Source organism: Psychrobacter sp. CMS30, from assembly GCF_904846565.1.
In the GTDB taxonomy this organism is placed as follows: Bacteria; Pseudomonadota; Gammaproteobacteria; order Pseudomonadales; family Moraxellaceae; genus Psychrobacter; species Psychrobacter maritimus.
The window spans coordinates 22004-46566 of the sequence record NZ_CAJHBF010000013.1 but is presented as its reverse complement, the minus strand read 5'-3'; the positions used below and the strand labels follow the sequence as shown (position 1 = coordinate 46566).

11 protein-coding genes and 1 pseudogene are annotated in these 24563 nt (G+C 42.9%); 3 read left to right on the top strand and 9 right to left on the bottom strand.

Annotated features, from left to right (window positions below):
• Positions 1–134: 134 nt before the first annotated feature.
• From JMX94_RS08335 to JMX94_RS08315, 5 genes are all read right to left on the bottom strand, one after another.
• Positions 135–5408 carry an SdrD B-like domain-containing protein gene (locus tag JMX94_RS08335; RefSeq protein ID WP_201564920.1) on the bottom strand — a complete coding sequence of 1758 codons (5274 nt, stop codon included), beginning with the start codon at positions 5406–5408 and terminating at the stop codon, positions 135–137.
• Between the two features lie 150 nt (positions 5409–5558).
• The gene (locus JMX94_RS08330) at positions 5559–7622 is read right to left on the bottom strand and encodes a hypothetical protein (RefSeq protein ID WP_201564919.1); all 2064 of its coding nucleotides are present in this window, start codon (positions 7620–7622) and stop codon (positions 5559–5561) included.
• Between the two features lie 82 nt (positions 7623–7704).
• Positions 7705–8169 (bottom strand): hypothetical protein, encoded by a 465-nt coding sequence (locus tag JMX94_RS08325; protein WP_201564918.1) that lies wholly within the window; start codon positions 8167–8169, stop codon positions 7705–7707.
• Between the two features lie 261 nt (positions 8170–8430).
• A complete protein-coding gene (locus JMX94_RS08320; protein WP_201564917.1) occupies positions 8431–11088 on the bottom strand; it encodes a hypothetical protein in 2658 nt (885 codons plus the stop codon).
• Positions 11085–11477: a hypothetical protein gene (locus tag JMX94_RS08315; protein WP_201564916.1), complete on the bottom strand. Its 393-nt coding sequence runs from the start codon at positions 11475–11477 to the stop codon at positions 11085–11087. The genes JMX94_RS08320 and JMX94_RS08315 overlap by 4 nt, the downstream gene beginning before the upstream one ends.
• Before the next feature lie 668 nt (positions 11478–12145).
• On the opposite strand from JMX94_RS08315, the gene aceE reads away from it, so the two are divergent.
• Positions 12146–14959, top strand: a complete 2814-nt coding sequence (gene aceE / locus JMX94_RS08310) for a pyruvate dehydrogenase (acetyl-transferring), homodimeric type (RefSeq protein WP_201564915.1) — start codon at positions 12146–12148, stop codon at positions 14957–14959.
• Positions 14960–14998: 39 nt separating this feature from the next.
• Positions 14999–16758, top strand: a pseudogene (locus tag JMX94_RS08305) (2-oxo acid dehydrogenase subunit E2).
• A 163-nt stretch (positions 16759–16921) separates the two neighbouring features.
• On the opposite strand, the gene JMX94_RS08300 reads toward JMX94_RS08305, so the two are convergent.
• Positions 16922–17557, bottom strand: a complete 636-nt coding sequence (locus JMX94_RS08300) for an OmpW family protein (protein ID WP_201564914.1) — start codon at positions 17555–17557, stop codon at positions 16922–16924.
• A gap of 659 nt (positions 17558–18216) precedes the next feature.
• On the opposite strand from JMX94_RS08300, the gene JMX94_RS08295 reads away from it, so the two are divergent.
• Entirely contained in the window at positions 18217–19197 is a 981-nt protein-coding gene (locus tag JMX94_RS08295) for an ion transporter (RefSeq protein WP_201564913.1), read from the top strand.
• A 171-nt stretch (positions 19198–19368) separates the two neighbouring features.
• On the opposite strand, the gene JMX94_RS08290 is transcribed toward JMX94_RS08295, so the two are convergent.
• The 3 genes from JMX94_RS08290 to JMX94_RS08280 all read right to left on the bottom strand — a co-directional run bounded on the left by JMX94_RS08290 (position 19369) and on the right by JMX94_RS08280 (position 24366).
• On the bottom strand, positions 19369–20028 hold the full coding sequence (locus tag JMX94_RS08290; protein ID WP_201564912.1) for a TerD family protein: 660 nt from the start codon (positions 20026–20028) through the stop codon (positions 19369–19371).
• Positions 20029–20152: 124 nt separating this feature from the next.
• A complete protein-coding gene (locus tag JMX94_RS08285; protein WP_201564911.1) occupies positions 20153–21307 on the bottom strand; it encodes a YafY family protein in 1155 nt (384 codons plus the stop codon).
• A 113-nt stretch (positions 21308–21420) separates the two neighbouring features.
• Positions 21421–24366 carry an ATP-binding protein gene (locus JMX94_RS08280; RefSeq protein ID WP_201564910.1) on the bottom strand — a complete coding sequence of 982 codons (2946 nt, stop codon included), beginning with the start codon at positions 24364–24366 and terminating at the stop codon, positions 21421–21423.
• Positions 24367–24563 lie beyond the last annotated feature (197 nt).

The window sequence follows — 24563 nt, the reverse complement described above, 5'->3', positions numbered from 1 at the left end:
AGGTAGTAAGTATGAAAAATTTGTATGTAAATAGACAGGTTAATTTATCATTCAATAAAAACCGTCGCCCAGTCAATACAAAAATGCCGTAAGCGTGGCTTACGACAACTAGGATAAATGATAACAAGGCTAAATTATAGCGTAGAACGGGCGGTGAGCGGCTTATTTTTGCGTGAATCTTCGCGTTTGAATAAGTCTTCATCGAATTTGAAGCGTAATCTAAAGTAAGCGCCTTCTATCGTCGTATCGTCATAGGCAATATCTTCATCTTCAAAGCCCATAAAGTTATAGCCAAGCGACAACCAAAGGTTGGTCATCGGGCTATAGCCAACTTCAGCGCCAACCAAGTACGATAAATCATCCGCCTGCTTATTCCAATAGGTGCCTGCTTGCAAACCGATATCCCAGCGCTCGCTGATATCATACAATCCACGCGCATAAACAGCGTGTGCAGTATTGTCGCTGGCAATTCCTTGGGCGTCATATTCTGTGTATTTACCAGCATAATGCCCTGATAGCGTCAATGGGCGTGTCGGATGATAGTTACCGCTCAATGACCATACAATGGCATCTTTTTGATACGGATCGTTGCCTGTTGCATTGTCGTCTAAGCGATACTCAAGCTTGGCAAGCATATCGAGCTGATTGCTATCGTAATCACGGTAAGCGGCGCCTAGCTGAAAGCGATTGATAGTACGATGACCATCATCGTAATCTACTTGTGAATAGATGTCTTTGGCTAATAAGGTAATCTCATCGCTATAACGATAAGCAACGCCTGCGCTAGCGAGCAGCGTCTCACTGGTATCGCCCCAGCGTTTTTCTAGACGCCCTGAGGCTTTATAGTTTTCGTTGGCAAGATATTCAACGCCAACACCAGCAGCAGTCGCGGTATTGTCTTTTTCACCTTCTAAAGATTCGACACGCTCAAACAAAGTATTGAGCGTTAAGCCTTGTTGTACATACCATTTATTCTTTAGACCGATAGCGGCTTCGGCTTCACGGGCGCTAATCGCATCACGCATGCGGTATTCGCTATAGACTTTACCATCTTTCATATAAGTGGCATCAAAGCCAATAACGGTACGTTGGCGCTCTTCAGAATCGTCTAAACCGTAGCTGCCTGACAAGCTATTGATTAAATCATGGCGGGTGTATAAACGACCTAGGCTGCCAAGCGCTGTTTCGCCGCCGATAGAAGTGGCATTGCGCGAGCTGTGTTCAATATCTTGCTCGTATTCGGCAAACACCAATGAGTTATTCAGCTTTGGCAAACGCGCGGTAAGACGGGCGCGGGCAGTGGTGCCTTCAATGTCTTTCTCAGCACTACTTACACCATTAAGCGCTGATTGGTTAATGATGTCGTCATTAAAGATGGTATCGTTAGTAATATCTAAGACATCGGTTGCAGCTTGAGTATTGCGTGAGGCGGCAGTGGCCTCTTGCTTATAGTAGCGTACGCCAATCTCGCCAACGATATTTTGGCTTAAACGCTGTTCAATACTGGCTTGTAGGCCTTGGCGACTGGCCTCAGTGGTATGGTCTTCTGTACGCACGCCTTCCAATTTAAGCGCGGTTTTTTTCTCATTTAACGTATGGGTGACTTCGATGCCAGATTCAGTGCGTCCAGCGGTTTGCGGCGAAGCACCGGTAACGAAACCTTCATCGGTATCATTATAATAGGCTTTGGCACGCGTGTTTTTCTTATCGTCATAGTCAAGCTCGATGCGCAGTGCATCGCCTTCAGTATCTTTACCGTCTAGCTCTTCGGCATTAATCTGATCGCTTGGCTGCGAGTTTGGATTTTCTGCTTTATTTTTGGCATATTCTGCGACCAGCTTTAGCTTATCGTTAAATTTGACCACCGTATTGACGCTGGCAAGTTCTTCTTTATTTAGTGGGTCATCACTATTAATATAGCTACCACCGATAGCGATTTTATCGGTCACTTGCTGCTTGGCAGCGATACCGCCAACCCAATATTTCTCGCCGCCTTCATCGACCTCGACCGTCACGCGCAAGTAGATGGGATTGCCATTGATATCTTGGCTGGCAATCGGTGATTTTAGATATAAGCTGCGGCTAATAGGATCGATTTCATAATCAGCAAAGCGCGTCAAGGTCTCACGGCGCACGATACGCCCCGGGTTATTGGCGTCACGGGTGATGACTTCGATGGTTTCTGAATTTTCTAATACCGCGTCGAAATCATTGGCAAGCGGGTAGGGACCTGAAATACCAAGTCCACGAGTCTCGTTGACGCGCTGTGAAGTACTGGTTTCAGCGGCAAACGCGGTGATGCGAGTGTTACTATCTTCAAACTGCGCTTTTAAACCCGTTAAGGTGCGGTTGTATTGACCAAGTTTGATACCTTCGTCATTATCGATTTGGGTTTTTAAATCGCCATACATGGCAAATGAGCGACCTTTATCAACGCGCACATAAAGCTTGCTCGTCGATTGGGCGTCGAAACCTTTAGCAGAAGAATCGCCATAGACAGGATAGTATTCACCCGGCTCGATATCACGGAATAGGCGTTCGCCTTTTTTATCGCTATCATAAGCTAGTGTCAGTAGATAATCGCCGCGTACCTTACCTTTTAAGAACATCGCCGCGCGACCCGTTGCTGAATAGTCATCATTGCCAGCGATTTCACGCAGCTCTTGCTCAAAAGCACCTTGGGCATCGGTAATATTGCTGCCATCGAAGTTTTTAAGCGAGATGGCACCCTCGACGATGCCGACAGCGATAAGAGGGCGCAACTGAGCGGTAAACTGTAGCGGAATCACTTGTTTGCTGCTGCCCGTGTTAATGACTAGCTCACCTTTACCCGGTACGCTTGGAGCGGTGATGGGTATCAGTAGCTCGCCGCCAGAGACGGTGACTTGAGTGCCAGCTTGATCCTTACTGCTATCGCTAAGATTGATACGACCGATATTGGTGTCAATTGTAATAGGCGTTGAGGCGATATAAGGGCGACCGTCACGGTCTTTTAGGCTAATCACTACTTGATATTCGCTGATGCCGTCTGCGGCGACCAATTGTTTTTGCGTGCGATAATCAATGGCTTGCAAGCTATCGGGTGTCAAAACCTTGATAGTTTGCTCAGAGATCACTTTACCATTAATGTCAGTCGCGACACCGCGTAAGGTGTTAGTGCCACGTTGTAAATCGATGGCATAATAATCAAACGCCGTCACCTTTTGCTTTTCTTGCTCAGCGGTTTTGCCGATTTGCTCGGCTGATACGGCTTTGCCATTAGCATATAGGGTAAAGTTAGAACCTAGTGGCGCTTGCACTTGCACCATTTGCTTGTAGGTGCTGAGCTGCTGACCTTCGCTAAGATTAATAAAGGCAACGTCATTGCTAGAAACTTCTTTTAAGTATTCTTCAAGCTCTTTTTCTAGCGGAGGAGCAATAGTCGTCACTGTCATATCGACACGATTGGCAGCTGGCTTGACCATTTCGTTGACGATGGCGGAGTCGCACTGGATGCCGGCATCTAGGACATCGTTAGATTTACAACCGCTTGCATCGACATTGTCTTTATTGTCGCGGTTATAATCAGGCTCTAACACCAGCTCGGTTTTTACCGCTTGCTCTAGGCTGTCGTTTTTAGCGCTTACAGATTTGCTACGCGCAATCAGCTCTGCGTTTAAGCGCTCAGTGCTATCGCCCAACCCGCCAACGATAGCAAAGTCAGCACGATGCAGCTCGCCATATTTTAAGTCAACGAAACGGCTGCCCGCATCGCCAGCATTGCGGTTGCTTTGAGTAACCATTTCGGTGGCGTTAGGAATGGTGGTGCGGTCAATTTTTAGAACATGAGTTTTTGCACTGACGCCATAGAAGTTATATTTACCTTCAGGATCGGTGACGACGAAGTTGCCGTTTTCCATATAGATGCGCACGCCTGCAACGCCAAGCTCGCCATCTTCTTTTTGTTGAATGCCGTCACGGTTGATATCGTGGTAAACCTTCCCAATGATGATGCCGTCAGTGTTCATGACACCGCGCTCAACCTCAATCTTCCATTGGGCTTCTCGTGATACTAGGCTCTGACCTTGCTCAGTAGTAGCAACGGCAGTCGCGCGATTAATACCGTCACCGCCTAATGCCGATGAACCAATAAGGACGCGATAAGTAATGTCTTTGGTTTCGCCTGCATTCATGCTACCTAAACTTAAAACTTGGTATTTACCGTCGGTTTTAAATTCGGTCGTTTGGGCTTTATCAATACGTACGCTGCTATCCACATAGGCAAAGCCACGTGGGAGGGCGTCTTTTAGTTGCACATCGTAGGCGGTTGTAGCACCGTCATTTTTGATATTGATTGTATAGTTTACATAATCGCCAAAAGTCGCAGTTTTGACATCGCCTTCTTTAGTGACTTGTAAATTTGGTTCTTCATCGATAATGGCAAGACTGCTACTAATATTTTCTGTAATCTCCTGCCTAATACCGTCTAAGTCGATATAAGCATCCAACTTAGCAACTAAATTAGCATCTTGTAGCGTTTGAATGATATCGTCATTAATGGCATTGGCGTTATTTTCTGTTGGTACTTCGATGCGAAATTTTCCAGTATTGTCGCCAGTCTCGATGGCTTTAACTGAATAAGTATCACCTGTTTTAGAGGAAGTAATGTTTATCCATACTTCATCTCGCACGCTATCTTGAACGTTACATTTAGCACAGTTGGCTTGAAGATAAATATCTTCGCCAATTTGAGATTTGCTTTTGTAGCCATCCCAGGAATACAGCATAAAATCGAGACGTGTTTCAATGATGATAAGCTCATCACTCACTAAAGCGGTAATAGAGGGGTCTTCGACAACGACAGCACCAAGCTTAATAATAGCAGTATCATCGGCTTCAGCATTGGAACCAGATAACGCCTGAATGGTAAGCTCAATGCTCTCGCTTTTACCTAAAGTAATTTGAGCGGTTAGATTGTTATCTAACTTAATTTCTTTATCGACACCCTCATCGAAGCGTCCGTTGTTATTTAAGTCTTGATACAGTTTTACGTCCGATAAGCTCTTAGGTACAGTTAGGGTCAAGTCGATAGTTTGATCGCTATAGCTAGTGTTTTTAAGTACGTTTTTCCAACTAGCGGTTGAACCAGGAGCAATCGTCTTTCTTGGTGGCGAGGTTAAGCTGATGCCGTACTGAGGAAAAGCAGACGACTGAACACTTACTTGGTTAGAAGTGCTACTTAGATTAAAGTTAGTACCGTTACTAATAATATAACTGACTTCAGCAGTATTCTCTATGAATTGTAGCAGAGGGTTAGGCGTCGCTAGAGCAGTATTTGATTGCATAAGAAACATAGCAAGCGTCAACGCAGAGACCTTAGCGGTGCGCAATGGCATGTGTTTAGACGATGTCATTAAATGAGCTGTCATATGTCGCTTATCCAATAAAACAAAATGGGGGAGGATTCATCTAACCTAAGTTGATTTAGGCTAGATGACATTTATAAGTACACTTAGATACTTATAGACCTTAAAACTAAGCAATAAAATTAAACTGATATGAGCAATGTCAAAATAACGCTATAAGGTACGAGCAGTTTTGATTTTGACTTTAAACTGCATGGTTGCAGTACCTTGAGGGGCTAATGTAGCAACCGTAGTGGTAACCTGAGTAGCATCTTTAGTAGCCGTATAGGTGCCACCAGCACTTGCAGTGGTCGTTGCGCTATTCACTACATAATCAGCTTCATTCGAAAAATTACTCAATAGATCGGATATGATTACGTCGGTAATAGCAAATCCTATTCCTGCAGTAGAGGTGTTCTTGGCTTCGATTTGGTAAATAATACATTGACCCGGTGAAGCAACAGTAATGTCTGCAGTCACGAACGTTCCTACACTAGTGCCGGTACAATCAGCATCTATCGCTTGCTTTTTGACCAGTACTAATCCGCGCACCGTTGTTTTATCCGTTACAGTAAGGGGCTGAGGTGCGCCTTCTTTACTTGGAATCAAAGTAACAATAGTATCTTCAAATGTGGGAGTAGTAGATTTTACTGGTGTAAAGATATCTGCTTTGACTGATGACACATTGTATTTAATAGCGACGGTACCATTAGGGGCTATGCCACCAGGTAAGGCACTGTTGATATCATAAATACCACCGACAGCTTTGATTTCCCTATCTACTACTGTTGCTGTTGTTGTGTCATCACCATTCGGATAATAAGTGATAGTGGCGCTATCAGGCTCTATATTAATCGCATCTGGCGTGTTGCCGTCATTATCAGTGATAGTAAAAGTTAATTCGCCAGCTTTACTGCCCTCAACGTCTTTACCAGTATTAGTAATGACCGTTGCATGAGTCACTTGACCTTGAGTACCTGAGGTAGGCGCGATTTCTCTGGTAGTGACACCAGCTAAGTTGAGAGCACGGCTGATAGTCAGTAGCGGTAACGTTGAGTCACCCCCTGTAGTCGTTGGGGTTTTACCATCGAGAATCTCAATGTCATCAGTATCATAGAAGGTAGAAACGTTTTCATCTGTACTGTCTGTACTATCGATCAGTGTATTATTAATGGTGTCGGCATTGTCATCCAAGTCATCAGTAACCTTGACATGGTTGATAGCAGTGGCAGGCACGAGCGTACCGCTACCACCTTTTTTCACTTTGAATACGATGGTTACTTTTTGACCTGCTGGGATATTAACACCAGTAATCTCAAAGCCAGCATCACCTGCACTGCTAGTAGTGATAGTACCTGTACCTACCTGACTCGAACCACTGACGCTTGTGGCGGTCAATGCTTCTGACAGTACGAGACCAGGGGGTAAAATATCTTTGATAGCAATATTAGTGGCATCAGCACTATAGGTAGTGGTGCCATCGTTGTTTATCACTATCTGATAAGTGGCGGTGTCATTGGGATTATTAAGATCCAAAGCGTTAGTAATCGTCTTCACGATACTAAAGGTCGGTAGTCTGGTGAATGAGCTGTCAGTATTAGTAAGGGTTTTTACTGTAGCAGCAGGGCTAGCGGTTAAGAATTTACTAGTAGCAGATATGGTCAGGCTTTGGTCACTGGCTGCTTTATTGTTCTGGGTCTTGGCATTGATCGTAAACTCAATATACTGATTTTTCTCTAAAGGAAACTCTTGACCATTAGCTGTCGCATAAGGCACGGCATTTTGAGAACGATTGACGCTTTTATCCGCGTTATATATCACGTAGGAGACAGTAGAGTTAGCTGGATCATACTTTGCATCGGGCGACACTATATTTACAGTATAGATATCTTCTCGGTTACCCGTGTTGGTCAATGTATGTCTAAACAGTACAAACCCATTGGGAGCCACTGGTTCTTTAATATTGACATCATCGTCTTTAGTACCGCCCGCAGCAGTGTCATCATTATTAGCAATTAACGAAAATGATACCTGCTCTTGCACGGTAATTTTGACTTCATTTGATTCAACATCAGGCTGCTCTTCACCGCTGACATTATAGCTAGCGGTTGCTTTGTTGGTTATCTCTACGCCAGTCGTCGTTGCCCCACTTGTGGCAGCATTAGCCGTGGTAGTGATACCCATCACAGCAGCGATACCCACCGCTAATAGACTATAATTAAAAACATTTGATTTCATGTATAACTCCAAGGTTTAAAAGTGTCGAAATTGGAATGAAGGTTTGAAAGTAGTAAACGGAATGCTTTAATCAATGATGATGTCAATCAACGATTGTATTAAGAGAGACCGCAGCGGATTTATTGGCTGGTAATAACTTGATATTCCAACGTAAGGTACGGTATTCGGAAAATGGGATTTTAACCATTTTGCCATCGACCTTACGCATCAAAGGCATATCAGCATAGTTCTTGCCATCGATACTGCCTTGAGCGGTTGAAGGGATGGCCTCTCCGGTGAAGGTCATATTGGCTGGAATGGGCAGGGTAACTGCTAAATCGTTGATATTTTCATTAATAGTATTGGTATAGGTCGCTTTGTACTGAATAATGGTGCCAGCTGGAGCGGTACGTACTGGTAAGTAGCTAAGTTTACCTTCAGCATTTTTAACAACTTTATTCGCTGTCAGCTCCATTTTTAGAGCATTGTCAGCATGAGCTGTACTCAACAAAAATACAGAGGCTAAGCTCGCTAATAAGGCGCTACGTAAAAAATTGAGACCTTTCATATTAAATCCTTTATTAATTCATCACTGTCGAAATGTTTATCGCTTGTATAAAGCTCAGTAATTACTTCATTGTCGTAAACTGACAAATATCGATTATGCTCTTATAATACATAGTTACAGATTAATAACACATTGTCACTAGAAATTCGACAAAAGGAGAATTGAGGTAGTTAAACGGTAAAAGCCCTATCTAAGAAGATAGGGCTTTTATTAAAATAGATGAGTTTTAATGGTTGTTGTAAATTCAAGGGAAAGTAACAATTAAGGATTCATAGTATTTCCATATTTAGTATTAAAGCGGATAGCTTTACTTTTACTAGAAGAAGTCGTTCCTAGGTTAAAGCCATTAGTAGTAACAATGCGATTATCACCAAGCGCTACTGTGCTTGTTGGAAAAGTAGGTTCGCTACTTTCACCAATAGGAGGTGGTATAACCAAAGTTGATGTAATAAGAGCCCCATTCTCACCCCTTTTTTGCAAGTTATCTTTAATAATAATATCTGTTAAAGGAACATTGCCGCGGTTGATAGCTTCGATACGATAAGCGATACATTGACCTGGTTCTATACCTGTAATTGACTGCTTACTAAACGCGTTAGTGGGTAAGCCATCGTAGTTCACACCAATTATCATTAGATCTTTCAAACTGCAATCATGCACATATTGGCTTTTTACCAGCACCAGTGCTGTATTTTCTTTAATAACATTACCAAAATCTAGATTGAGCCTACTGCCATTGACTTCTACACCAGTACGATAGGTTAGTACACTAGGGTTATAGCTGAACTTACGAATATTGGGTGTGGTATCGACACTATATAGCCAATTGTCTGGTTCTAGCTCTTCTATACATAAGTCGTTTTTACCTTCCAAATCTTTTGCTGATACTGTAAAAATATATTTTCCTAAGCTTGTGACCTCCACAGTATCTATAATGGGGTTGGCGCTAAGATTAAAGCTACAATCACTTAAGCGCACTTTAACAATATTAATGCCATCTATACCTGACTCATTCGTATCGGGAATACCATTAAAAAAGTTGGGGTTATTATAAATACTACCTATCAGCTGCGAGTCAGGACTGGTAATACCGCCATTGTCATTGAACACAGTACCAGAGAAAGTATAAGATTTTGGGGTATTGGTAATCGTACAAGTTATTTCATCGCCATAATTAGTATTGGCGAGTGTGAAAGAGCGAGTTTTATTAGACGCATCATAGGTAATTGGGGTTGTCACTATTGTGCTGCCTGTCGTGGTGTTGTTACAAACATAGGTCGCATCATAATTTCCGATATCGCCCAGTGTTGTTCCATTCATCACACGTTCAGTAATTGTATAGCTTTTATTTTCTTCTAACTCTAGTACTGTGCTACTACCCTTGATAATAGCCGCCCCTTTGCCAGTTGTGGTAAAGCCATTGGTTGCTATTAAATTACCGCTAGTCTTTATCTCGAACTGATCTCGCTTAGTATCAGTATCGTTGACGCGGCTACCATTTAAAGCTTTTTTGACTACGAGCTTTGGAGGAGCAAGACAGAAATAGAAATCAGAATAGCCTACCAAGTGATCGCCGGTCGATGCTGTTGTGCTAGCGCCACTATAAGTATTACCATGAGTAACTATAAAAGGAGTCAATGCTGGGCTATAGCCCCAATCTATATTGAAGTTACATAGGCTAGACGTGTCACAGTTTTTCCAAGGTATTCCTGTGATGGTTTGGTTGCCATTAGATAGCTCATGATTAGAAGTACTAAAATTATTAAGAATTCCACCAATAGTTTTGATCGTTATACTTTCAGTATATTTGCGATTCTGATCTGCATCGAGGTCCTGAACGACAAATCCGTATTTCGTTACAGATCTGTCGATAGTAGCGGTTAATTGATGATTTACATCCAGTTTTTGGCTAGTGTGAAACATATTAATAGAGTTTCTTGTTGTGGTCCCATTTGTAGTTTCATACTTTGGATAGCCACTAACTATATTCTTTATGATGGGAAATGATAATGTAAGCTTAACCCCGCTAATAGTATAGGAATTGCTTGAGCCACTTGCCCAACTTAGCTTTTGCGTTTTTATAGGAGTATATTTTGGTGGGTTTTCACCGATATAATACATTTGATGACCGCTTGGACAACTGGCAGGTGAGCTATTAGAACCGCTATCAAATATAGAAGTCACAATATTAGTATCAGAGGCGGTTTTACTCGTCGGTGTTGAGATAAGAGTGGCAGTAGCTATATTTTGTACTGTAGAGCCGGAATCAGCAGTAACAATCGTTGGTACTTTAATGCTGTAGCTCTTGCCAACTGGTATAGACGATATATTGAAACCTGTCGCACTTTCTAATAACTTTATAGTGGGTAGGTTATTATTATTACAAATATTGTTAGTATCTGTGCTGTCACAAGTAATATTAGATTGCTTACTAAGGCCTGTGACTGCTGGATCTTTGAGTATTATATCTTTTAAAGGAACGTCACCGGTGTTGGTCACAGTAATTATATAATCAGTAATATTGTTAGTTCCAATACTAGTCAAACCGTCATCTTTAGAAATAGTATAGTCTGGCAACGGCACACAGAAATCATCAAAAGTTATTTCTATATTTTGAGCATCTGGATCACTTTTAGAGGCACTAGTATTTCCATATACAATGCTTAGTTCTGTGATAGGTTTATCAAAAGAAGCGGTTACCTTGCAAGAGTTGCTAAAGTCATTATCTTCACACCTTCCAAACCATCCAATATTACCATCTCCAGACGCAGTATCTCCCGAAGTAATAACAAATTCTCCGGTTTTCGAAAATGCTGGCAACACTGTATTGTTAGTCCCGTCTTTAGCTATAAACTGTACTTTATCCCTCCAGTTATAAGCGAAAAACCCTAACTGCCTATCAATATCATAGACACTCATACTGAGCTTAAGGAGAGGCTTGTCAAACTTATAGGTGATGGTGTTGGTATCACTTTCACTTCGCATATCTTGTTTAATAAAAAATGCACCACCGGTGGGAGAGATAGTATTAGCAGCGCCAATGATACTTTGTGAGCTGCCATTTTTGTCATCGATCCGGTAATAACCACATCATGATCAGTAGAGCTACCTGCTGCCGTAATCGTTGATTTAAAGGAACCTAATGGCCATTGATTATATTCTTGAGGTTTGATCGTTGAAGAAGCATAACCAGTTGGACAACTAGCAGCAAATGCGGCAACATTTGGAAAGAGTAATAATAGGGATACTAACGTAATCCAACGAGATACCATGGACTTTAGTTCTAACGGCTTAGTAAAAAAATTCATGATAACTCCGACAGCAATAATAAAGTAATAGTACTTCATATTAATTGTAGTGTTTGAAACACAATTAGTATACAAAAATAAGACGAACGTCTGTTTATAGGGGATGAGTAACAGAATGATAGCTATAAAAGTAGAATTTGATTGTTTTGTTGAATCTGCTATCAGAGTTATATTAGTTGCTTTATGTATATGTAGAATAATGAGACCAGGTTTTATTATGAAAATAACTGTATTTTCAAAGGGTTATATAATATCAGTTTTATAGATTAATTCGATATTCTTAGTATTTATCTACAAATATTCATTTAAAAACTAATCACTATTTATTTCAGAAATACTTGTCATATTGGCATTTCTTCATAGCTATAAACAAACCCTTAATAAGTACCTATAATAGAGTGTCATTATCATTTGATAGTGAGAATCGCGTAGCGGATATCGTTTAATTTTACAACGATGTTTATTTGCTCCTATGCTAATCTACAGTGATACGATTTATTTAGAACTCTCTGTCATCACCACAAAATACAATGCAATGCTTAGATGCAGCAAGGACGTTATAAGGAAAGCATCAAGTAAAGTGATTGCTCATTAAAATACGTAACACACTCTGATTTAATAACACCCTGTCATTGCGCAGGGCTGACTGATAAAAAGGATTAAGAAAGATGAATTATTATAAGGATGCTGATAGCACCGAAACCCAAGAATGGCTGGAAGCCTTTGAGTCCGTTATCAAACATGCCGATAAGGATCGGGCGCAGTTTTTATTAAAAGCGTTATACAACATGGCGGTACAAGAAGGACTGCCATTTAACCGTCTCGATACGGCTTATATCAATACCATAGCGGTTGAAGATGAGCCGATGTACCCAGGCGACTTGACAATTGAGCGTAAAATTCGGGCTTTGATTCGCTACAATGCGTTGGCAATGGTTATGCGCGCCAATAAGAACGATGATGATTTAGGCGGTCACTTAGCAACTTTTGCCTCAAGTGCGACCCTTTATGAAACCGGCTTTAATCATTTCTTCCGTGCGGCGAGCGATCATTTCGGCGGTGACATGATTTATTATCAAGGTCACTCAGCGCCCGGTATTTATGCGCGCTCTTATTTAGAAGGTCGTCTGACCGAAGAGCAGTTAGAAAACTTCCGCCGTGAAGTGGGCGGCAAGGGTCTTTCAAGCTATCCGCATCCGTACTTAATGCCAGATTATTGGCAGTTCCCAACCGTGTCGATGGGTTTGGGTCCGATTATGTCCATTTATCATGCGCACGTGCATCGCTATATGGAAAACCGCGGTTTATTAGAAAAAGAAGATCGCAAGATTTGGACGTTCTTGGGTGATGGCGAAACCGATGAGCCAGAAAGCTTGGGTGCGATTTCGCTTGCCGGTCGTGAGAAACTGGACAATTTAATTTGGGTGGTCAACTGTAACTTACAGCGTCTTGATGGCCCAGTTCGTGGTAACGGCAAGATTATTCAAGAGCTTGAATCCGTGTTTCGCGGGGCTGGCTGGCGCGTGATTAAGGTGATTTGGGGCGGTAACTGGGATACCTTGCTTGATAAAGATGTAACAGGCGTGCTCAAACATCGTATGGAAGAAGCGGTTGACGGTGAGTACCAGCTATATGAAGCCCGTGCCCCTGAGTTTACGCGTAAAGAGTTCTTTGGTAAATATCCTGAGCTAGAGGAGATGGCAAACGAGCTGTCTGACCATGATATCTCGCGCCTAAACCGTGGTGGCCATGATCCGATGAAGGTTTATGCTGCCTTTAGTGAAGCCATGAAAACCAAAGGTCAACCGACCGTTGTCTTGGTAAAAACCGTTAAAGGCTATGGCTTGTCGACCCAAGCACAAGCGGTAAATAAATCGCATCAAATCAAAAAACTCGATCATGAAGCTTTGATGTATTTCCGTGACCGCTTTGACTTGCCATTTACCGATGACGAGTTACAGACGCTACCGTTTTATCGTCCAAAAGAAGATTCACTTGAGATGAAGTACCTAAAAGGTCGCCGTGAAGCCTTAGGTGGTCATCTGCCCAATCGCCGTAGTGGTCATATTCCATTAAATATTCCAGATTTGTCTATTTTTGATCGCGTGCTTAAAGGCAGTAATGGTAAAGAGCAATCGACTACCATGGTGTTTGTACGCCTGCTATCAGCCATGCTAAAAAATAAAGACATTCAAGACCGCGTTGTGCCTATCGTTCCTGATGAATCGCGTACTTTTGGTTTAGAAGGTATGTTCCGTCAATTGGGTATTTACTCAGCTTCTGGGCAAAAATATACGCCTGAGGACAGTGAAGCATTGATGGGTTATAAAGAAGCCATCGATGGTCACATGTTAGAGGAAGGGATTAACGAAGCGGGCGCGATGAGTACTTGGATTGCACTGGCAACCAGTTATTCTGTCAACGCGTTACCGATGATTCCGATGTATATTTACTACTCGATGTTTGGTTTCCAACGTATTGGTGACCTTGCATGGGCGGCAGGTGATTGTCAGGCGCAAGGCTTCTTACTTGGCGCAACAGCGGGTCGTACTACGCTCAATGGCGAAGGCTTGCAGCATCAAGATGGTCATTCACAAATTCTATTTAACGTCGTACCTAACTGTGTGACTTATGATCCTTGCTTTGGTTATGAGCTGGCAGTGATTATGCATGATGGTCTGCGCCGCATGTATGGAGAGGGCGAGCGCGTTTATTATTACTTAACTTTAATGAATGAAAACTACGAACAACCTGCCATGCCAGAAGGCGTGGAAGAAGGCATTAAGCGCGGCATGTACTTACTAGAAGACAATGGCTCAAGCCAAGTTCAGCTGCTGGGTTCAGGTGTTATTTTACGCGAAGTACAAAAAGCGGCACAAATATTACACGACGAGTTTAACATCAGCTCCAACGTCTGGAGCGTGACCAGCTTTAACGAGCTGACTCGCGATGGTATGGCTTGTGATGATTATAACCGCCTGCATCCGATGGAAGAAGAAATAGTACCTTGGGTTACTGAGCAGTTGGCTCCGCACGAAGGTATCGTAGTTGCTGCAACAGATTATATGCGTAACTACTCAGAGCAAATCCGCGCATGGTTACCGGACAACCGTCCTTATACGACTTTAGGCACCGACGGTTATGGTCGCTCGGATACCCGTGAGAATCTACGTAGCTTCTTCCATGTTGATGCCGCGCACATCGTGGTCGCCACGCTTAAACGCTTAGCCGATGAAGGTGAAGTTGAGATGCGTCTGGTAAAAGATGCGATTTCAAGCTTTGGTATAGAAGCGGATCAACCGCCTGCATGGCAACAACAGCCTCATTATGATCATTTCCCAGACGCGCCAGCCCCTGATAATGTTAATCCGAGCCCTGTACCAGAGTTTGTCGATGAAGATGATGATGAAATAAGTAGCGAAGGTCGCGCAGAAGACCCAGCTGACGCCGCCTTACTCAATGATGATGACGTCAAAGAATAGCCAAAAGACAAGGCAATCATAATAGAAGGAGAATTACGGATGGACATTAAAGCCCCCGATTTGGGTGTCGATAGCGCCGAAGTCAGTGAGATTATGGTCGAAGTTGGCGACGTTATTGCAAAAGACGACAATATCATTTTATTAGAATCTGACAAGGCGTCAGTAGAAGTACCAAGCTCGGCTGCCGGCAAAGTAACTAAAATAAGCGTGGCAGTCGGCGACCAAGTGAGCGAAGGTATGGTGCTTATTGAGCTTGATAGCGATGCCGATGCTGACAGTCAAAATGATAGTCAAAGCGCTGACACAGAAAACAAAACAGAACCTGGCGCTGACAAAAAAAATGAGCCGCAGGATAATCAGCAAGCAGAGAAGCAAAGCGATACTAACGCAGCTGAGGAAAATACTTCTCAGCCTGCCAAACAAGCAGGTAAAGCAACCACTCATGCTTTGCCAGACCTAGGAGTCGATGAAGCGCAAGTGTCTGAAATTATGGTCAGTGTCGGTGATATGGTTACTGCTGATCAATCTATTTTGCTGATTGAATCTGATAAAGCGTCGGTTGAAGTGCCGGCGCCAGAAGCGGGCAAGGTCGAAAAAATATTGGTGCAAGCGGGCGATATGGTCGCCAATGGTCAAGACTTTATTGTCATTATTGGTGAGGGTTCAGATAGCGCCAGCAATAATGCTAGTGAGTCTAAGGGTGATAGTTCTGAATCGCAATCATCAAAGCCAGCTGAATCAACTAGCAAAACGGAATCAGCTGAGCAGTCTGACAAGTCGCAACCAACAGACGAGCCTAAACAAGCCGCTAGTTCTACGACTAATACTAAGGCTACAAATGCCAAGCTGACCGAAGCACAAGTCAACGAAAAAATGGTCGATATCTATGCTGGTCCTGCCGTGCGTAAGCTTGCGCGTCAGCTAGGGGTTGATATCTCTCAAGTGACGGGTTCAGCGCTTAATGAGCGTATCTTAAAAGAAGATTTATTTGCCCATGTAAAAGGCAAGTTGAATACTCAAAAAGCCGCACCTGCTAGTGGTAATGGGGTCAGCTCAAGCTTGCCAAGCTTACCTGATATGAGCAATACCGAAAAATATGGGGTGAGACCGAAGTACAAGATTTAAGCCGCCTACAAAAAGTCTCAATACCGCAGCTTAATTATAATACCTTGTTGCCGCAAGTGACGCAGTTTGACTTGTCTGACATCACAGAAACTGAAAAGTTACGTGGTGAGCTCAAAGGCGCTATGAAAGCGGAAGGTATCGGCTTCACTATTTTAGCCTTTGTAGTCAAAGCGACCGCTTATGCGTTAACCCAGCATCCGCGTTTTAACAGTCATTTGAGCGACGATAATACCCAAGTTATTTTACGTAAGAGCGTCAATATGGGTATTGCGGTAGCGACTGATGACGGCCTCATTGTACCTGTTATCAAAAATGTGCAAGATAAAGGGCTTAAGCAGATTGCTATTGAGATTGGTGAGCTTGCGGTTAAAGCGCGTGATAAGAAGCTGACGACTAAAGAATTGCAAGGCGCAAGCTTTACGATATCTAGCCAAGGCAATCTAGGTGGTACCGCATTTACGCCACTGGTAAATTGGCCACAAGTGGGTATCTTAGGGGTATCAGAAGCCAGTATGCAGCCTCGTTGGAATGCTAGTAAGCAAACCTTTGAGCCGCGTTTGATGCTGCCGTTATCGCTATCTTATGATCATCGTGTGATTAATGGCGCTGATGCCGCGGTATTTACCCGTTATATCGCAACTTTATTGGCTGATCCACGCCGTATTTTGCTATAGTTTTAGGGTTAAGTAAAAATAGCATGGTTAATAGAAAAGACTATCTACGGATGGTCTTTTTTATATCCTTTATTACAAAAATATCTATTCATAGACACAAAGAAGCCAGCTATTAAGCTGGCTTCTTTTATTTATGGTGTTCAGTTTATAGCAATGGGCTATATTAGAACTGTTTTACAAAAGCGACACCATATACCCAAGGGCTGATATCAATTTCACCAATATCAGTACCGTTTAACGTAGCATCAGTTTTGATGTCCATATAACGAGCATCGATACGGAAAGACTCAGTAGGCGCGAATGGAATATCAAGACCGATATGACCAGCAACACCTACGCTATCGTCAAGTTTTAGTTCAGTACCTGCAACATTTGCTTTCTCTTTAAAGAAAGTAGTGTAGTTCACACCAACACCAACAAAAGGTTTCACGTTCATAGGCAGGTTGTAGCCGTCGAAGTGGTATTGTAGAGAAAGAGTAGGTGGTAAATGTTGAGTTCTACCTGTGATTTCACCACCATTTGCATCAGTCAAAGTGAAATCATGATGAAATGGAATGGCTGCAAGTAGCTCAACACCAACGTTATTAGCGATAAAATATTCACCACTGATGGTTGGACGTACATCGCCATCAACATCTACAGCGTAATTTGTATTGCCTATAGTGACGTTACCGTTGTCACTTTTTGGATCAACATAGTGAGCACCAGCAGCCACAGACCAAGTACCAGCAGGTACAGCAAAAGCAGTGGTCATAGTAAGTGCAGTGGCAGCAGCTAAAACTAGGGATTGTAGTTTCATCGTTTGATTCCTCAACATAATAGATGATTATTGGTCAGTCGCTAATGAGGGATGACAGTAGTGACTGATTACACAATGTTATGGTTATGGTTAACTTGTAACATTATCTCTCTATTATAATACAAAAACCCTAATAAAAGTAAGGTTTTAAATAGAAAGCGGTAATGTTTATATCTTAAGTTACCCATCTACTTGAATAGATAGACTAAATTAGGAATAATTTTTTAATTACGCTTGTTATTTTAATTCGCAATTTTCAGCGGTTTTTGCTGCTATTTATCAAAGGGGACGGTCAGACATTATGCTCGGTTATTGTAGTAATTCTCCGCTTCGTTGTGAAAACGCCCGTTCCATCAAGCTCTTAAACCAAATAGATTCTTGTTGCCCTAAATGTGGCTTGTTCTTATTACCGGCGCAAAACTTAAGCAATCAATTACGGGCTGATGAGCAATTTTTACGCTTCGTTTTCTTGGCGATTGCCGTGATATTATTGGCAGTGACCTACATTTATTACCTAAATTTTGTATAATCATTATTACTGATGCATAAACTAAATATGCCCATCAACTTTGTTGGTCTGAATTTAGGCATAAGCGCTTTTTAAAAGACTGTTTATTAATATAAGACCGGTGTTACATCGCACCGCATATAGGGACGCCATGCTACTCCAATCTATACGGCGCTTGCGTCTTTTCGTCTATAACATTCTACAAAACGATGAGCATGATACGCTCTTTAGTCGCTGTGTTGACTACTTTCTCATTTTCCTAATCATGGCGAACGTCACGGCGGTCATCGCTGAGTCTGTAGATAACTGGTATTATCCGTATCAAGAGTATTTTACTTGGTTTGAAAATTTCTCGATTATCATATTTTCTATCGAGTATTTGCTCAGATTATGGAGTGTCGCTGAAGCGCAGCCTGACAATACCACTTGGCGTCAGCGCTGGGATTGGCTAAAAAGTCCGTCGGCTTTGATTGATATCATTGCGATTGCGCCCGCATTTTTGAATTTCTTTGTCAGTATCGATTTGCGCTTCTTACGTATTTTACGTTTATTTCGCATTCTTAAACTTACCCGTTATTTTGCCTCATTACGTATTTTATTGGTGGTTATCAGTAAGGAGAAGGGCTCATTTCAAGCGGTTCTTTTTATCTTAATTATTATGATTGTCACCGCATCAAGTGGTATTTATTTGGTCGAAAACCACGCGCAGCCAGAGGAGTTTGAGTCGATACCCAAAGCCATGTGGTGGGCGGTGGTTACGCTGACGACGGTCGGTTATGGTGATGTAACGCCTATCACCAATGCCGGTAAAATATTGGGGGCAATCATCACCATATTGGGCGTCGGTCTGGCTGCATTACCGGCCGGTATTTTGGCGACGGGTTTGGCAAATGAGCTCAGTCAGCGCCGTGAAGAGCTTGAGCAAGACTTTCGCGGGCAATTGGTCGATAGCGATTTTGATTTGGTACAGAATCAGATGATGATTGAGAAAATACGCCGCGAGCTTGGATTGGATAAGGAGCAAGCACAAGAGATTGTGCTGCAAGTATTGCGTGAGCAAGAGCTAGAACGCCGTGAAAGGGAAGTGCGGCAAAAGAATTTTTGCCCGCATTGCGGTGAGCCGTTAGAGTAAAGCTGGCATTTTTCTTAAAGATGATTCTTAAAGGTCGTTCTTAAGAGCAGTTTTTAAAGGAAGCTCTTAAATCAAAAGTTTTTAGTGTAAAAAAAGGGTGAGACGTTATTAAATAGCGTCTCACCCTTTTTATTTATAGGTAAAAACCAATCTTAGCTTTCTATATTAACGTTAAATACCTTGCGGAACGGGCAGGGCGCGTGCCAATTCATGCGCCACTTCTTGTGCCGCTGTCGATAAATCTGTCGCTGGCAGTGGCAGATTTTGTAAAGTCAGATGCCAATCGTCCACCTCTCGGCGCAAGTGTGCGACCCAAAGTGTAACGCAGTCACGCGGCAGCTGCTTTAAATTAACTTCAAAAGAGCGATTACCTTCATCATCGCTTAAATGAATCTCCCCTTTTTTGACTCTGCTAAAAGGCTGCCCATGATAAGAATTGGCAATCAAAGCGATATGCGTGATGTGCGCGGGGATTTTATCCAAATAAAGCCGGATTTGCTCTTGGTCAAGGGGCGCAAGATACATGGCTTGCTCACCGCGGTCTTTGCCATTGAGGCTATCGCCTTGATGTTTGATCGATTCTGCTTTATCACGTAACTGCTTAAACCAAACAATATCGCTGATGGTACAGTTATCGTCATACAGCACGCAGGCCAAATCGATATCAATCGCGCCTTCATTTTTTTTGAAGCGCTTCTTTAAATTTTTAAATAGTCCTTTTTGCTCAATCTTGGTAAATTCATAATTTAGCGCAAAGAATAACGTCCCCGTATCTAAACCCAGCCCTCTTAAACTGTCTGAAAGTAGTGGTGATGGGATAGTGGTCGACATAATATTCCTTTTGGATTTTTAATTTTTTCAATGGTTATTTTAAATAGTATAAGCATTGGTGCGTTTGAGTATGGCTATTAGATTTTTATCATCATTAATAATGAGCTGTTTTTCTTTATTGTCGCTATTCATCATTTATTGGCTTGTCTAATACGGCTTGATACAGTAGCGCGGGTTTGGCGTCTAATAAACCGCTACCAAAACCACGTAACCACCAAACCAGCTGCGAGGTTAAGTTAACGGTCGCTTGTATGGTCAGGGTTTCATCGCTATTGATGGTCACAGTTTGGTCGTCACTAAGCTTACTTTCCGTTAAGCTTTTGCCCGCTTGTTTGGTAAATTGTAGCTCAACCGCAGTATGTTTGCCATGATCAGGTAACTGGCTAAATAAAGGATGGCTAAAGCCCATGCCACCTGCATCTAGATAGGTATCCAGTTGGAAATTGTCTGGGGTTTTAGCCGCGCTTTCTAATATCTCAACGCTGGTAAAGCGATGCAAAGCAAAGGTACGAATAATCACTTCTGGATCATCAGTGCGCGTTGCCAATAGGTAAATAATTACCCCACGCTGGACGATAGCAATAGGGTTTAAGGTATATTCGCTAGCTTGTGATTTATCACTGCGGGTATAGCTGGCTTGTATTTGTAATTGATAAAATAACGCATGATAAATGTTGTCTTTGCTTTCTAAATCAATGTGCGGCGCAATCAAGGGCTGAGTTGCAGGCTCGATACGCACTCTGTCAATCCATGAATGCGTGACTTTACTGTTTTTGAGTTGCCTGCGTGCTAAGTCAAACCAAGGAAATAGCTCATCTAAAATAACCGGCGGTAGCAGTTGGCTTAGATTGGCTTCGACCATATTAAATGCAACCGCTTGTGATAAGTTCATATGCGGTAAGCTTTGCAGCGGCGCATCATCTTTCCAGCGCCAGCCTTGTGGATTGGCATTGTTTTTTTCGATAGGAAAGCGTTTGGCAAGGGCGTTTAAATCGCGTTGCACCGTACGCAAGCTGATATCAAAGCCTGCCAATATAAGCTGCTCGTAAACATGAGTTGTCCCTACCCAGCGATTTCGCTGCAACTGCGACAACACTTGCCATTGCCGCGCTGTCGTCGCTGCCCCATGACGATTATCTGCTGCTTCCTCAGACGCTTTATTATCTGTAGTAACTTCTTCATTTTGCTCAGTAACTTCTTTAGTCACTAGCGCAGTTGCTGACTCATCAACAGCTGCTTGAGCTTGAATACTATCGGCGTCAGTAGAATGTGCAGTCATTAAAGATAACCTTTATTCAGTCACGGGTTTGGTTGCTAGCTGTTTATTAGCATTTTATTAATTAACATAGCGCATCATAAAAAGCCAATCATCGCAGAAAAGCATGACAACGTCTAGCGATGCACTTCTGTATTTACCTCTATATTTGCATCTGGGTTTACGTCTGGGCTTGTATCTATGTCACCTTTCTCTTTCTTGGCTTTTTTTTGTTTATCTTGTTTTTTATGACGTTTGGCTTGGCGCTTCTTCTTAGCTTTCTTTTTCGACTTTTTATCATCGACTTCGTCATCAGTATTCTGATTCTCATCCCAAAGCATCAAACGGCTTAGTACTTTGCCAAATAAGGTTTCTTTACGGTAGCGACCTTTTTTATTCATGGTGTCGACAGGTAAGCCGGTCATTAAGGTCAAAGCTTCACTTAAGGTATGTACGCCATAAATATGAAATTGCCCTGCTTGAACGGCGGCAATGATGTCGTCACGTAGCATTAATTGTTTGACGTTGGCCATTGGGATAACCACGCCTTGTTGTCCCGTCAGCTCTTGCTCGCGGCAAGCGTCAAAGAAACCAGCGATTTTAGAATTGATACCGCCAACTGCTTGGACTTCGCCTAACTGATTCATCGAGCCGGTAATCGCAAAAGATTGATTGATAGGAACGTTTGCTAGGGCGGAGAGTAGCGCACAGCCTTCACTGACCGTCGCACTATCACCATCGATATGGGCGTAACTTTGCTCAAAAGCGAGTGAGGCACTAAAGTTTAGCGCATGATGCTGACTAAATAAGGCGCGCAAATAGCTGGTCATAATCAGCATGCCTTTGGCGTGTAAGCTGCCGCCCAAATCCACATCGCGCTCGATATCGAGGATTTCGCCCGCGCCAATATTTGGCTGAATGACTGCGGTCAGACGAGCGGGCATACCAAACTCGCTATCGGCGTAACTGACGACGGTGAGCGCATTTACTTGTCCGACAGCATCGCCTTGGGTCTGAATAAGCTGTTGGCCATTTTTTAGCTCATCCCAATAAAGGTCGCGCAAGTATCCTGAGCGCTCGTCCATATCGTCAATAGCGTGGGTGACGTGAATGGCGCTAACAATATTTTTACCGCTCAAACGTGCATGGCGGTTAGATTCATGTAAGAGCTTAATCAATAAATCACTATGCAAACTCAAGCGGTCTTGGTCTTCTGCTTGTAAGCTTAAATGCTCAAGTAGAGCGGCCTGCGCGCTACTATCAAAAGGATAAAGGTTGGCATAATCAATGATATCTGCCATTTTTGCTACCAACGCCAATTCGTGCTCAGGGCTACGAGTTACATCGTCGTGAAAATCGGCACGTACTTTAAATACTGCATCAAACTCCGGCTCCAGCTCTAGTAGTTCGTAATATAAATCTGCTTCGCCAAGCAAGATGACTTTGATATCAAGGTCAATGGGTGCGGGCGCGAGCGATAAGCTACCCGTTAAGGTCAGCATCTGCTCAAGGCTTGAGAGTTTGATTCTGCGAGATTGCAAGGCGCGCTTAAGACCTTGCCATGCGTAAGGATGCTCAAGTAGATGACTGGCTTCTAACAACAGATAGCCGCCATTGGCACGGTGCAGGGCGCCTGCTCGAATCATACTGACATCGGTGGTCACTGTGCCCAATTGGGTGATTTGCTCGACATGACCCAATAGGTTTAAATGTGTTGGCAAATCTTCAAAGATGACCGGTGCGCCACTATCGGGCGCGTGACTGACGATGACATTGACTGCATAGCGGCTCGGCGTTGTGGCAAGCACTGCCGTCACAAACTCCTCATCATCGCCATTGACGATACGCTCGACATGCGTAACCATATCGGCAAATACGGTTTTTAGATACTCGACAACCAATGGATGATCAGTAAACTGCTCATAAATAGGCGCAAATAAAGGCTGTAGCGCTCGGCGTGCAATATTGCGATGCAGGGCTTCAATGGCATCATTGGCTTCGTCTTCTAATTGCTCTAAGGCGATGGTCAGCTGACTTAAGCGCTTTTGCATATGGTTTTTTTGTGCAAAATTATTCAGCTCAGCTTCATATTCGCTCTTGCCGTAGTCGTGGTTAGCATCTTTGCTCACGCTATCATCAGCACTAGAAATACTGGAACTAGAAATATTGTCATTAGGAATATTGTCATTAGGAATACTGGCTCTTTGACTTTCCTCTTTTATTGACTTGTTTTTCTGGCTATTAGAGATTTTGTCATCTTTAACCTCACTATCGCTCTCTTCTTTTGGTAGCTGGCTGGGATGTACAAATACGGCTTTATTGTCAAATGCGCGAAACGTCAGTGCTAAATCGTATTGTTTGCCTTCGGTATTTAGGTCGTCGTAAGCCTGACTTTCTTTTTGATGGGTATCATTTTTGATGGCTTCGATTTTGCTTTGATACTGGTCGCTACGAAAGCGTTGGCTAAGTCGTTTTTTGGCTTGCTGCCATAATTGATTGACCTGCTGTTGTAGTATGGTCGCCTGCCCAGAAGGTAGACGTAATGCTTGCGGTGTACGTGGATCGGCAAAATTATACACATAAACCCAATCATCGGGCGTTGGCGCATCGGCGGCAATTCGTTGCAATAAACGACTTATAATGGTGCGTTTACCTAAGCCATTTTCGCCCGCGGCAAATACGTGATAGCCACTGGCATGAATATCCAGTGCTGTATGCAACGCTTTAAGGGCGCGCTGTTGTCCAAAGCCGACATCTAAATCGGGGGCAGTGCGGGTATCGCTCGGTAGCTCATCCAGATCAGTATAACGCTTAAGCTGCTCGGCACCGATAAGGCAGCGCTCATTAACATCAATAAATACCGGATGAGGCGTGTTAGGCACATCTACTGTGCTATCTGGCTGAGCTTTTTCTGACGGCTTTTTGCGTGCCAGCTCTTTTTTGGGTAGCTTTGTTTTAGATGGCCTTTTTTTAGGCAGATTCGTTGCTAATGATTTTGTCTCTGCTGTTTTATTGACAGGGCTTACCATAGGATTGGTATCTTTTGGGTCTTTATTCATAGGTGTGTTTTGCGGTTCGGTCATAGTTATATAGTAAGTCGTTTTAAGAGGGCGGAATGGTTATTGAGCTTTTGTTGTTTGAGCGCTAAGTGTAAGGATGCGCTTCTAACAATCAATCATTTTTAACAATCAATCATTTTTAATAATGAATCTTTTTAATAATGTATCAGGACATCTTACAAGATATAGGCGCGTTTTAGATAAGACATTAGGCGCAGTTT